We start from the raw sequence: 13,023 nt of genomic DNA on the forward strand, positions 1-13,023 counted from the left end.
CTATGAAATTCATTATTACCTTATTTGGCATTTTTTTGCCACTTTTCGTCTTTGGGCAAAATAGTGGCTCCATGAAATTCAACTTACAGCGGCTGGGAAAGAATGTAAATTCCACTTATCATGAGTCCGCTCCATTGGTGGCACCCGATGGAAAAACGCTGTATTTTGTCCGTACAAACCACCCTGATAACAAAAAAGGGGAAAATGGTGGACAGGACATCTGGTTCTCGGAAATGCAAGCGGATGGTTTTTGGGGCAAAGCCCAGCATATGAAGTCTCCGTTAAACAACAGAAGATTCAATGAAGTGATGTGGATTTCTCCCACAGGGCAATACCTGCTCGTTCGGGGTGGTAACAGTAAAAAAGAAGATGGTTTGGCCATTACCACCAAAACCTCCTCAGGTTGGAGCAGCCCAAAGGCGATCACGGTTAAAGGATACAACAAAATGAAAAAAGGCCGCTTTTCTGGTGCAACCATGAGTAGCGACATGGCCGTACTGATCTTGTATTTCAGTGAAAAGCCCGACGATAAATTCTCTGACCTTTATGTGAGTAAAAGAATTGGTGGCACGGAGTATTCCGCTCCTTTACGCCTGACCAACCTCAATACCCGTCGGGATGAATTTGCCCCTTTCCTTTCACTGGATGACAAAACCCTGTATTTTGCCTCCAACCGACCTGGCGGAAATGGCGGTATGGATATTTACCGATCAGAAAGATTGGATGATACCTTTTTGCGATGGTCGAAACCAGAAAATGTAGGTCCGCCAGTAAATACAGTTGGTTTTGACGCCTACTTCTCCCTCGATCAAGAAGGAAAAGCCTACACCACCAGAACTTACCCGGGCACTACGGGAAACTCGCTGGATATTCTTGGACTATTGCCAAAGCCTCCAGTATTGACCCTCTCAGGGTCGATTACCAATGAGGATGACCAGATGCCACTCGAGGCCTCCATCAATGTGCTCAACGTTCACGCTAAAATAGACACTTTCTTTTACAGCAATGCAGGAGGCTTTTATGAAATTGCCATTCCTGACGGCCATAAATACGATCTGAAAATTGCCATTGGCACTAAAGAATATGTTTCCACAACCTTTAAGGCGCCAAAAATCAAGCAGGACTCTACCATGTATTTTGATTTTGCGCTGAAAGCACCCCGAAAGCTTGCGGAAGTTTATGGCGTGGTCATGAATAAAAAAACCAACGAACCTATTGAAGCAGAGATAAAAATTACTGGCGCCGAGGAATTCCTGACCAACAGCGCTGCTTTTGATGGGGGCTACAGTGTTGAAGTCGCAAAAGAAGGCACTTATGAATTCAGCATCAACATAGAAGGTTTTATTGGGCTCTCCGTCCCTGTTGAAATTGAAAAACACCATTTTGACGAAGGCTACCCGCTTGATTTTTATCTTACGCCGCTTGAAGTAGGAACCACAGTCCGCCTGGACAATGTGTTCTTTGACTTTGACCGCGCAAGCCTGAAAGCATCCTCTTTCGAAGCTTTGGACAAAGTGGTACAGCTTATGGAAAAGACGCCAAATCTTCAGATTGAAATTGCAGGACATACCGATAATGTGGGAAATAACAACTACAATAAAACACTTTCCAGAGACCGAGCGGCAGCAGTACGGGCTTATTTGGTAGAACAGGGGATTAGTGACTGGCGAATTACCAGTAAAGGATACGGCGCAGAAAAACCTCAGGTGGCCAATGACTCCGATGACAATCGGGCGATCAATCGCCGTGTAGAGTTTACTATTTTAGATATTTAGGCTGTTTTGATATTGAAAGTCGCCGAAGAGTCACGAAATTACCACCATAACCTTTACCAACCAAAATGAAACAGATTCTATCAATACTATGCCTTGGGATCATCATGATTTCCTGTAATGGTGAAAAGAAAAAACAACAACAGGAGTTAAAACAAATCTATGACCAAGTCATTGATATTCACGATGTAGCGATGCCCAAGCTTCAGCCGATCGTCAAATATCAGGCGGAAATTCAGAAACAGCTGGCCAACGGACAGGATTCCCTGGATAAACCCACCCTCGACGAGCTGAATAAGATGAACATCAATTTACTCAAATCTGAACGGGCGATGATGGACTGGATGCACAACCTCAATACCCAATATGATACCCTTTCTTTTGAAGATGCCAAGCAGTACCTGTTAGAAGAAAAGGAAAACATCACGCAGGTAAATGAAATGATGGATCGTGCCGTGGAGCATGCACGAACAAAACTTCAATAATTAAAAAAGGAACCCTAATCAGGGTTCCTTTTTTTTGCCATGTTGTTTAAACGAAAATAGGACTTGAAAACTATCTTGGTGCCATTTCCTCTTTCGGTTTTGCCTTTTTCACCACAATATTACTCCCCTCAAAATACAGCTCGTTGGTTTCAACAATTGCCATATAAGCTTCTGGGGTGTTCGGCATTTCTACAAAACCGAATCGCTTAGACATACCTGTCTCACGGTCAAAAATTACACGGGCAAAAGCCACTTCGCCGTATTGTTCAAAAAGCTCACGGAGGGAATCGCTGGATGTGTCAGCTCCTAATTTGGCAACAAAAATGTTCATCACTAAAACAATTAAAGATTAATAAGTCGTTCAACCGTACATGAATCAAAATACTGAACCCACCAATGAAGGATTTCAGCATGAAAATCAAAAACCGAAGAACTTATAAGATAGAAATTAGTGATAAATATTAATTATTTCAATAATTATTTGACTTTTTAAGAAATAAATTACCTTCTCATTGTGCTTTAATCCACAGGCTTACACTGACTTAAAATCTCATTGACCTGATCCACGGTTACTCGCTGCGATCCGCCCCCCCAAGTGATGCTGATGAAGGTCGCAATCTCAGCAATATCCAACGGCTTCAAGGTATTCATTGCGGGCATTGGCTGGTCGTATAACTGGCCATTCACCATAATTTCGCCTTTAAGCCCATACCTGATTGCGCAGATGGTTGCCGCTTGATCCTTTAAAAAATCTGACCCATTCAATGGCGGATAAAGCTTGCCCACTCCACGGCCATCCGCCTGATGGCAATTGGTACAATACTGCATATACAGGCGCTGCCCATTAACCACATATTGTTTGGTCTTGGTCTGTTCGGGATCGCAGGAAAACAACATCAGCAAACTCAGCCCTAAAAATAAATACTTCTTCATATTATCGATCATTATGCCCTAAATCACGATCTGGATCGATATGATCTCGGATCAATTTTTTAATCTCTTTCGGTTGTGGAAATCTTCGGGATACCTTAAAGCTGAATATCAGTTGATCGTCAATCAAAATTTCATAAGTGCCCCCCGTCGCAGGCATCAGCTGCACCCCCTCGAGGTCCGTTTCAAAGGTTTGCAACAACTCTTGCGCCATCCACCCTGCGCGTAATAGCCATTTACATTGCGTACAGTACTTGATCGTTATTTGTGGTTTCTTCAATTTAGGTTTCTGTTTTGTGCTTGATTTTAAGACTTCAAGTTACAAAAGCAGGAGTAATTTTGTGATAAAATCGTTAAAAAGGCAGAACTTATATCACCATCAAACTCAAAAATCATGGAAATAAGGCCAAACTGTGAAAACTGCAATAAACCCCTGCCCTACGACAGCGAGGAAGCGATGATTTGCACCTTCGACTGCACCTTTTGTGCCGATTGTGTAACAGGAATCCTTGAGGATGTTTGCCCTAATTGTGGCGGCAATTTTGAACGTCGACCCATACGTCCGAAATCACTGTTAAAAAAATATCCCATCAGCAAAAAAGCCGTGTTAAATCCAATAAAAAAAGCCACATTTGAAGAAAAAAAACGACAACTCAAGCCTATCGCTCCCGCAGATCGTTAGACTCGAAAACTAAAATTACTGTTCACTGAAAAATCCCTAAAAGCGACTACAAACATCACCTTTATGAACATTGAGAACATAGAACTGCAATACCTGACCCTGAACGATTATCAGGAATTGAAGTCGGCAATGATCGAGGCATACGCCTCCTTGCCTGATGCCTATTGGCTCGAAGAGCACTTGAAATCACTGATTGACAAATTTCCTGAAGGACAAATTGTACTGAAGGTGAATGGTCAGTTAGCGGGTTGTGCCCTCTCGATCATCGTTGATTATTCCGAATTCGAGGATCATCATACTTATCAGCAAATCACAGGAAATTACACTTTCAACACCCACCGACCTGACGGAAATGTGCTCTATGGTATTGATGTATTCATTAAATCAGAATATCGTGGCCTCCGACTTGGCCGACGCCTTTACGATTACCGCAAGGAGCTTTGTGAAAGGCTGAATCTGCGGAGCATCGCCTTTGGCGGACGGATCCCCAATTACCATAAATATGCTGAAGAAATCAGCCCTAAAGAATACATCGAAAAGGTGAAAAGAAAGGAAATTCATGACCCTGTACTGAATTTTCAGATTTCGAATGATTTCCACCCCTCCAAAGTATTGAAAAAATACCTTGATGGCGACACCGACTCCAATGAGTTCGCCGTGCTTATGGAGTGGGACAATATCTATTACCAAAAGCCCAACAAGCAGGCTTCCCAACAGAAGACCGTCATTCGACTGGGACTGATTCAGTGGCAAATGCGCCCCTACAATAATCTGGAAGAATTGATGCAACAGGCCGAATTCTTCGTCGATGCCGTGTCAAGCTACAGGTCTGACTTTGCTCTATTTCCTGAGTTTTTCAATGCCCCACTGATGGCAGGTAACAACCACCTGCCAGAATCGGAGGCCATTCGCGAGCTTTCGAAATACACGGATCGGATTGTTTCAAAATTTTCGGAATTGGCAGTGGCTTACAACATCAATATTATTACGGGCAGCATGCCAGAAATTGTTGATGATTTGCTCTATAATGTTGGCTATTTGTGCCGTCGGGATGGATCTACGGATCGATATGAAAAATTACACGTTACCCCTGACGAAGCGAAAGTGTGGGGAATGCAGGGCGGACGTGAGCTGAAAACCTTTGATACTGATTGTGGGAAAATTGGAGTACTGATCTGTTACGATACGGAATTCCCAGAGCTCGGCAGATTGCTTGCTGATGAAGGGATGGACATTTTGTTTGTCCCATTCCTGACCGACACCCAAAATGGTTACTCGCGGGTTCGCCATTGCGCACAGGCTCGGGCCATTGAAAACGAGTGCTATGTTGCCATTGCGGGCAGTGTCGGTAACTTGCCCAAGGTACACAATATGGATATTCAGTATGCACAATCGACCGTTTTTACCCCTTGCGATTTTTCATTTCCCGCAAACGGGATCAAGGCGGAAGCTACGGCAAATACCGAAATGATTCTCATTGCTGATGTGGATTTGGGTTTGCTCAGGGAGTTGAATCAGTTTGGAAGCGTAAAGAATCTGCAAGACCGCCGAAAGGATCTTTTTGTATTGAAAAAGAAAAAATAGAAAGCCGATATTGTTCTTCGGGACACTTAGGGACATTTCGAAAAACAAATATATTTTGGTCGTGGACAGCTGTCTACGACCGCAATATTCCTAAAAATGCCTCCAAGCCCGCACGCAGCGGCATGGCTTCCTCGGCGGTTTTGCCGACCACCCGCAAGCCATTGAAATAGGTCAGGATCAAATGTGCCAAAGTCGCCGCAGGCACCGTTGATGTTACCGACCCATTCTGTTTCCCTCGCTCAATATAGGTGGTAAAATGTGCCTCCACCTTCGATGCATTTTCCTGCAAAAGACCACGAATGACCTCATCAGCATTAGAGAGTTCGGTTGTAACATTGACCACAAAACAGCCCTTGTGTTGCGGGTCGGTGATGATATCATCAATCACCATACTGAACAGCGACCGAAAGCCCTCCACCACATCCTCATGCTTGACCAAAATCGTCGGCAGCTGATCGACATTCTGCTGTTGATACAATTCAAAAGCCTGCTGAAAAAGCAGCTCCTTACAGTCAAAAGTAGCATAAAGACTTGCCCGATTCACCCCCAAATGATCGACCAATGACTGTATGGACGTTGCATGATAGCCCTGCGTCCAAAAAACCTCCATGGCTTTCTCAAGCACCTGCGCCTTATCGAATCCCTTGTTTCTCCCCATCTATCGTATTCTTTTTGCAATGCCCCGAATCACCGACCCTCTGCCGATATGTCCTGCCCCTTCCTGTAAATCAACGGTCACTTCTTCGAGCAAACTGAAATCAAAAGCAGGAAAATCAGCCCTCATTTCTTCTACTGAAAAGAGCATTGACGGGTCTTTCGGCCCTCCAACCTTCGGGTTCATTTCCTGATACTGAAGGTGATTACTGCTGAACCCCTCAAAAATCAACTGCCCACCAAGGCGCACCAACTGACCAAGGCTCCTGAAATATTCCTGCCGTTGATCCGCAGAAAAATGCGCATAAATCAATCCCAGCGCATCGAACTGCTGTCCGTGGAAATTTAAAGCCGATAAATCGCCGACTTCATAATGAAGCTGAACCCCATGGCGTTGGGCAAGCTGTTCCGCTTTGTCCTTTGCTGCCGAACTCCAGTCAAAAGCCCTCACCTGCCAACCCTGCAAGGCGGCATGAACAGCATTTCGCCCCTCGCCCTCTGCAGGCAACAAAAGCGTGTCCCCTTGTATTTCTGCCAATGCTGATTTTAAAAAAACATTGGGAGAGGTCCCATAAGCATAAGCGGCCTGACGGTATCGTTCGTTCCAAAAATCTTTCATAAGTCCATAAATTTCAGGGGACTGTTGCACAAGCCAGTGCTATGAATTTAGCACAAAAGTTTATTTCGTAAGCTGTACGGATACACCTGAGTGTATATCCAAAACACACAAAAATTATGATGATTCGGGCAGACACATCGATCAGCCCATACAGCGGCCAAATAAAGTTTCGTGGTATTACATAAAATTATGGTTCTGCAACAGCCCCTGTTTTATTATAATAAAATAGGATTGATATTGATTCCTCCGTCCACATTATACTCCCCACCTGTAATAAATGAGGCCGCATCCGAGGCCAGGAAAGTCACCAAATGCGCTACTTCTTCAGGCTTGCCAAAATCATTCAGCGGAATCCGCTTCTGTAGTTGCTCAGCGAACCCACTGATTTGCGCCTCATCCATACCTGTTTTCTCAAATATTGGCGTACTGATCGGCCCAGGATTCACGGCATTAACCCTGATTTTCCGACTGGCAAGCTCAATAGCCGCTGTTCTTGTGTAAGAATTCAGCGCTGCTTTTGAAGCTGAATAAATCGAGGTGTTCGGCATGCCCGCATAAGCATTTACCGACGACAGGTTAATGATTGATCCGCCATCTTTTATCAGTGGCAAAAATTTTTCAATAGTAAAAACGGCACCCTTAAAATTGGTCGCCATCTGATGATCGAAAAGCTCCTCACTGACTTGCCCCACAGGAGCAGGCTGAAAAATCCCCGCATTAACAAACAGCACGTCCACATGCCCAAATTCTTCTTTAACCTCTGATACCAACTGATCAATCGCGGCCAGTGATGTTACATCTGCCACCTTCCCCACGACACCCAAATCCGCTGCGGCTTTTTGTACTTTCTCCTCTGATCGCCCAGTGATGATCACCGTTGCGCCTTCAGCCTTAAACTCCTCCGCTGTGGCATAGCCAATACCACTGTTCCCACCTGTAACGACTGCAATCTTTTCCGCTAACTTACTCATTGTCTGATTTGTATTTAAATTAATAGTTGATTTTAGAACGACCGTTCCAGTATTATGTTTTTAGGGGTGGGATGATTGCTGAGCCAAATGTCTTTTCAATTACCTTTTCTACAGAAACCTTGAACAAAAAAATGGACTGGAAAATCAATACCTCAAAGAAGGAAGATCTGCCGACTATAATTCCTCCTTTTAAAAATGGGTTTTAAAAAAGTCAAGCGAATCGATTTCACTAAAGACGGTATCAGTATTCTTCATCATCATTTGATAAAAACAGCAATTGGACTATAAGTCAACATGTGAAATGATGGCGGAAACATGGTTGATTTCTGGTTTTCATCAAGTCTGCTCGGGACCAGGCAATTCAATAGCAAAAAAATTTTGCCCTTCCGCCTGTACTTTCAGAAATTGAGTAAAAATCAACCGCACCATTTATGCAAATAAAAATCGACGACCTTCAAGGCGACGCCATCAAAGCTCTTCTGAAAGAACACCACACTGATATGTATGCCACCTCCCCAAAAGAAAGTGTACATACCTTGGGCATCGACCATCTCAAATCAGCAGACATCACCTTTTTTACCGCCTGGGAAGCGGATCAGTTATTGGGCTGTTTGGCGATCAAAGCACATTCTGAAGATCAGGTGGAATTAAAATCTATGCGTACTTCAAAAGTGGTCAGAAATAAAGGGGTGGCCAGTCAATTGTTACACCATGTTTTGAGGTTTGCCAAAGAAAAAGGCTTTAGACACGTGCATCTTGAAACGGGCACCCAGGATTACTTCAGTGCCGCACGACAGCTTTACAAAAAATTTCAGTTTACCGATTGCCCTCCCTTCGGTGATTATCAGCCCGACCCCAACAGTCATTTTATGTACCTGGACTTACAGCATTTTCCTGTAAGAGAAAACCAGTAGGAGAACTTGTAGCCAAATTCCAATCCTTGGCATATCCATGAATTTCTCTTTAAGATAGATCAGCACTCAATAGTAGAATATTCATTTTTTATCCTATATTATCCCACATTAATCACCCAACATCTTTATGAAATACAAAAATTTAAAGCATCTGACCGTTGCATTTGCCTGTGCAGCAACGGCATGCCAATCACCCCCGAAACACGAGAATATGCAAACCTTAAAATATCCCGATACTTTCAGAGACACGAGCGTTGTTGATGATTATTTCGGCACAAAAGTTCAGGATCCTTATCGTTGGTTGGAAGATGACCGTTCGGAAACCACTGCAGCGTGGGTTAAGGAAGAAAATGCCGTTACCCAATCTTTTTTATCCCAAATTCCTTACCGTCAGCAGTTGGTTGATCGCCTGACGACCCTGTGGAATTACGAGAAATATTCCTCTCCATTCAAGCGCGGCGATTATACTTATTTCTATAAAAACGATGGGCTTCAGGCACAGTCGATTGTTTATCGAAGCAAAGGCGCAGAGCAGGCGGAAGTGTTTTTGGATCCGAACAAATTTTCAGCCGACGGCACCTCTTCTTTGGCTGGTTTGTCTTTTAGCAAAGACGGCAGCCTTTGCGCTTATCAGATTTCTGAAGGTGGATCGGACTGGCGAAAGGTGGTGATCATGAATGCTGAAAGTCAGCAAAACATGGGCGACACTTTGGTGGATGTAAAATTCTCAGGACTGAGCTGGAAAGGTCAGGAAGGGTTTTATTACAGCAGTTACGACAAGCCGAAGGAAGGCAGTGATCTTTCAGGAAAAACACAATTCCACAAGTTATATTTCCACAAATTAGGCAGTGCACAAAGTGAGGATCAGCTGATTTTTGGGGGAGAAAAAACACCTCGCCGATATGTAGGCGGACAGGTTACCGAGGATCAAAATTACCTTGTCATCACTGCGGCGGTCAGTACCACAGGAAATGAATTGTACATTCAGGATTTGAGAAAACCCAATCAGCCGATCCAAACGGTGGTGGATAATTTCGACACTGAAAACTATATCGTTCATACCGAAGGCGAAAAGTTGTTCATCACTACTACCCTTGACGCACCAAACAGCCGATTGGCAACAACTTCTCTTCAGAAACTGGATCCGAAATACTGGGAAGACTTCATTCCTGAAACAGAAAATACCTTGTCGGTTTCAACAGGCGGCGGCTTTTTCTTTGCCAACTATCTGGAGCATGCGACCTCGAAAGTGGTTCAGTATGATTTGGATGGAAAAGTGGTTAGAAACATTGAGTTGCCTGGCGTAGGTTCTGCAGGTGGATTTGGCGGTAAGTTCACGGCGGAAAAACTATACTACACCTTCACCTCTTATACCAACCCCGCGACGATTTTCGAGTTCAATCCAAAAACTGGAAAATCTGAGCTTTACAAAAAATCGGAGGTACAGTTCAACAGTGCGGATTTCGAGTCCAAGCAAATTTTCTATGCTTCAAAAGATGGTACCAAGATCCCGATGATCATCACCTACAAAAAAGGATTGAAGTTGGATGGCAACAACCCAACCCTGTTGTATGGCTACGGTGGATTTGGTGTGAACCTGACGCCTTCGTTCTCTACGCCGATGGTGGCGTGGTTGGAAAATGGTGGCGTTTATGCCGTACCGAATCTTCGTGGTGGTGGTGAATATGGCGAAGAATGGCATTTGGCTGGAACAAAAATGAAGAAGCAAAATGTCTTTGACGACTTCATTTCCGCAGCAGAATACCTGATCGAAAATAAATACACGAGTTCAGAACGTTTGGCGATCCGTGGTGGCTCCAATGGTGGTTTATTGGTAGGTGCTTGTATGGCTCAGCGTCCGGAACTGTTCAAAGTGGCTTTACCTGCCGTTGGGGTGATGGACATGTTGCGTTATCACCAATTCACTGCCGGTGCAGGTTGGGCGTATGATTACGGAACAGCTGAGGACAGCAAGGAAATGTTTGAGTATTTGAAGGCATATTCGCCTGTACATGCACTCAAAAAAGGGACAGCTTATCCGGCAACGATGGTTACCACGGCCGATCACGACGACCGTGTGGTACCTGCACACTCTTTCAAGTTTGCCGCAGAATTGCAGCATTGCCACGAAGGAGAAAATCCTGTACTGATCCGCATTGAATCCAATGCTGGGCACGGCGCAGGAAAACCAACCGATATGATCATCAAGGAGTATGCTGATTTATTTGCTTTCACCCTTTGGAATATGGGTGTTGAGCAGTTGGAAGCGACAGAAGAAAATAGTTAAGAATACCTTATATCGCACTTTGGTTCAAGCACCACGCTTGGATCAAAGTGCATTCTCTCCAATGCCTACTTCCCAAAGAATTATCTGCCCAAAAACCCTCCATACCACAAATCCTTTCTCTATATTGCCGACCGAAAAAAACACCCCTTCCAAAGTAGCAGATATTCAATGCCTCAATATATATATTCCTTCAAATACGAAGCTCATCTATTAGATTTGTGCCAATTAGAAGCACGCCAATTGTTCGGTCAGCAACAGCAGGACAATATTTTATTTTCTGACATAAAAATTGACCCATCGATCAGCCCCTTTATTTTGGGTCGATTTGAAGTGATGCGCACTGCTACTGACTACCAACAGTTACTGAAACTGATCCGCATGATGAATATTCAGACCGATGGTTTCAAGGTAGATTATTTTTCCCTCGAAGGCGATGGCGCCCGATTTGAAGAGCGCCAGAAAATGATGAAAGATGTTGGCTACAGTATATTTGCAGTGCCCGACTTTAAACAGCCCTCCGTGGTATATTCCATTTGCACGGATCAGAAACAGTGGTATTTTGGAAAATTGAAACGCCATGACGGTGACTGGCGAAAACATAAAAACAAGCCCTTTTCCTTCAGTAATTCCATCGATATTCATACTGGGAAAACACTGGTCAGCCTGGCCTCAAAAGGCAATAAAGCCCACGCTCTGCTCGATGCCTGTTGTGGTGCAGGTACGGTGCTGTTGGAAGGTGCTATTGCAGGATTCAACATTTCTGGCTGTGAGATCAATCCCCGCACTTTTTATCATACCGTCAAAAACCTTAACCATTACGGCTACGAATTGGACATTCACCTGTCCGACGTCGCCGAGCTCGACAAAACCTACGACGGCATTATCATCGACCTGCCTTATAATTTGTACAGCGCCTCCACTGACGAGGTAACCCAAAACATTATACAGTCGGCCGCACGTATGAGTACCCGTGTCGTGATCGTTTCGATCAGTGATATTGAAGAGGTGATCGCCTCCGCCAATCTAAAAGTGGTCGATCAGTGCGTAGTAGAAAAACGGGGATATTCGAAATTTTCGAGAACGATCTGGCTTTGTGAGCATAGGTGATTTTTTTGTCCACAGAGGACACTAATGTCCACAAATTATTATTGAGCATTGGGGTTTCGGTGAAGGTTTAATTTATGACATTTCACCTTTTGATTGGCCACCGACAACTAATCCTTCGACAGGCTTAGGAACTAAGCAGTGGCCTGACAAATGGCCCCATCACAAATTCAATTGATCACCTCGCCCCACGACCTATGCATGACAATCAATTCAATAAATTTGACAAAACACTTTTTTTATATAATTTGTAAAGGTATATCAACCTTACATTTTTTAGATGGAAAACGAAACACAGGAAGTTCCAAAAGAAAAGGCACAGCCTTCAACAAAACAGCGATCACCTCATCAGCCAAGTATGGCATTTGTCGGTGCCTCTTGGATCGCATTTTTCACAGGTGCTATTGCTTACAATATAGGGCTCTACAACGCAGAAATGCAACTTAACGAAAAGGGCTACTACTTCACTATCTTACTTTTCGGTTTATTTGCTGCAGTGTCTGTACAGAAAAATGTACGTGACAGAATGGAGGGAATAAAGGTTTCTGACCTTTATTACGGCATCAGCTGGGGAGCGACCTTGATCGCAATCGTCTTGTTGGTGATCGGTCTTTGGAATGCCTCGCTTACTTTAAGCGAAAAAGGCTTTTATGGCATGGCCTTTACCCTTAGTCTATTCTCTGCCATTGCGGTTCAGAAAAACGTGCGCGATGGGCAAATTAATATAGAAGATTAATTTTTTAAACTAAATATACTTATGGTAGAAACACCTAAAACTGGAAGAGCTACTATCAATGACAATGGCTACGACATTTCAATCATCATTCCTGCTAAGAAATGAAAAGTAATCTCTTATTACTCACAATAGGCCTTTCAATATATTTTGGTTCTTCCACAGTAACCAAAAAATCAATTCAGACTGAGGATGAGACCCGAATTGAGGGCAAATATCCACGTGATCTAAATTCCAAGGTATCAATAATTGACACAACACTGAATCCTTTCACTAAGGAGTTGCTAT

14 protein-coding genes are annotated in these 13,023 nt (G+C 43.8%); 8 read left to right on the plus strand and 6 right to left on the minus strand.

Translation table 11 applies throughout. The annotated features are described in order from the left end of the window. The first annotated feature begins 71 nt into the window (after positions 1 to 71). Together AABK40_RS09840 and AABK40_RS09845 are read left to right on the plus strand one after the other, a co-directional pair. Positions 72 to 1,775, plus strand: a complete 1,704-nt coding sequence (locus tag AABK40_RS09840) for an OmpA family protein (protein ID WP_332918840.1) — start codon at positions 72 to 74, stop codon at positions 1,773 to 1,775. A gap of 65 nt (positions 1,776 to 1,840) precedes the next feature. Then, positions 1,841 to 2,257: a hypothetical protein gene (locus tag AABK40_RS09845; protein WP_332918839.1), complete on the plus strand. Its 417-nt coding sequence runs from the start codon at positions 1,841 to 1,843 to the stop codon at positions 2,255 to 2,257. A 70-nt stretch (positions 2,258 to 2,327) separates the two neighbouring features. On the opposite strand, the gene AABK40_RS09850 is transcribed toward AABK40_RS09845, so the two are convergent. The 3 genes from AABK40_RS09850 to AABK40_RS09860 form a co-directional block, all read right to left on the minus strand. After that, complete coding sequence (locus tag AABK40_RS09850; RefSeq protein ID WP_332918838.1) at positions 2,328 to 2,588, minus strand: RNA recognition motif domain-containing protein; 261 nt, start codon at positions 2,586 to 2,588, stop codon at positions 2,328 to 2,330. A gap of 188 nt (positions 2,589 to 2,776) precedes the next feature. Further along, positions 2,777 to 3,190, minus strand: a complete 414-nt coding sequence (locus AABK40_RS09855; RefSeq protein WP_332918837.1) for a c-type cytochrome — start codon at positions 3,188 to 3,190, stop codon at positions 2,777 to 2,779. A gap of 1 nt (position 3,191) precedes the next feature. Further along, on the minus strand, positions 3,192 to 3,467 hold the full coding sequence (locus AABK40_RS09860) for an Rdx family protein (RefSeq protein WP_332918836.1): 276 nt from the start codon (positions 3,465 to 3,467) through the stop codon (positions 3,192 to 3,194). Positions 3,468 to 3,581: 114 nt separating this feature from the next. On the opposite strand from AABK40_RS09860, the gene AABK40_RS09865 reads away from it, so the two are divergent. Both AABK40_RS09865 and AABK40_RS09870 read left to right on the plus strand, forming a co-directional pair. Further along, positions 3,582 to 3,869, plus strand: a complete 288-nt coding sequence (locus AABK40_RS09865; protein WP_338396936.1) for a DUF1272 domain-containing protein — start codon at positions 3,582 to 3,584, stop codon at positions 3,867 to 3,869. A 63-nt stretch (positions 3,870 to 3,932) separates the two neighbouring features. Beyond that, entirely contained in the window at positions 3,933 to 5,453 is a 1,521-nt protein-coding gene (locus tag AABK40_RS09870; protein ID WP_332918834.1) for a bifunctional GNAT family N-acetyltransferase/carbon-nitrogen hydrolase family protein, read from the plus strand. A gap of 73 nt (positions 5,454 to 5,526) precedes the next feature. Here AABK40_RS09870 and AABK40_RS09875 read toward each other — a convergent pair whose 3' ends face one another. The 3 genes from AABK40_RS09875 to AABK40_RS09885 all read right to left on the minus strand — a co-directional run bounded on the left by AABK40_RS09875 (position 5,527) and on the right by AABK40_RS09885 (position 7,697). Beyond that, positions 5,527 to 6,111: a TetR/AcrR family transcriptional regulator gene (locus AABK40_RS09875; protein ID WP_332918833.1), complete on the minus strand. Its 585-nt coding sequence runs from the start codon at positions 6,109 to 6,111 to the stop codon at positions 5,527 to 5,529. After that, on the minus strand, positions 6,112 to 6,726 hold the full coding sequence (locus tag AABK40_RS09880; RefSeq protein WP_338396937.1) for a class I SAM-dependent methyltransferase: 615 nt from the start codon (positions 6,724 to 6,726) through the stop codon (positions 6,112 to 6,114). It abuts the gene before it with no gap. 215 nt (positions 6,727 to 6,941) lie between these two features. Next, entirely contained in the window at positions 6,942 to 7,697 is a 756-nt protein-coding gene (locus tag AABK40_RS09885) for an SDR family NAD(P)-dependent oxidoreductase (RefSeq protein WP_338396938.1), read from the minus strand. A 431-nt stretch (positions 7,698 to 8,128) separates the two neighbouring features. Between AABK40_RS09885 and AABK40_RS09890 the strand changes: the two genes are divergently transcribed. The 4 genes from AABK40_RS09890 (at position 8,129) to yiaA (ending at position 12,738) form a co-directional block, all read left to right on the plus strand. Then, positions 8,129 to 8,611 carry a GNAT family N-acetyltransferase gene (locus tag AABK40_RS09890; RefSeq protein ID WP_338396939.1) on the plus strand — a complete coding sequence of 161 codons (483 nt, stop codon included), beginning with the start codon at positions 8,129 to 8,131 and terminating at the stop codon, positions 8,609 to 8,611. Between the two features lie 211 nt (positions 8,612 to 8,822). Continuing rightward, positions 8,823 to 10,898, plus strand: a complete 2,076-nt coding sequence (locus AABK40_RS09895; RefSeq protein WP_338396940.1) for a prolyl oligopeptidase family serine peptidase — start codon at positions 8,823 to 8,825, stop codon at positions 10,896 to 10,898. A 216-nt stretch (positions 10,899 to 11,114) separates the two neighbouring features. Further along, positions 11,115 to 12,005 (plus strand): TRM11 family SAM-dependent methyltransferase, encoded by an 891-nt coding sequence (locus tag AABK40_RS09900; RefSeq protein ID WP_338396941.1) that lies wholly within the window; start codon positions 11,115 to 11,117, stop codon positions 12,003 to 12,005. A gap of 355 nt (positions 12,006 to 12,360) precedes the next feature. Continuing rightward, the gene (gene yiaA / locus AABK40_RS09905) at positions 12,361 to 12,738 is read left to right on the plus strand and encodes an inner membrane protein YiaA (RefSeq protein WP_338398064.1); all 378 of its coding nucleotides are present in this window, start codon (positions 12,361 to 12,363) and stop codon (positions 12,736 to 12,738) included. The last annotated feature ends 285 nt before the right edge of the window (positions 12,739 to 13,023 follow it).

The sequence above is a fragment of the Persicobacter psychrovividus genome (assembly GCF_036492425.1).
GTDB lineage: Bacteria > Bacteroidota > Bacteroidia > Cytophagales > Cyclobacteriaceae > Persicobacter > Persicobacter psychrovividus.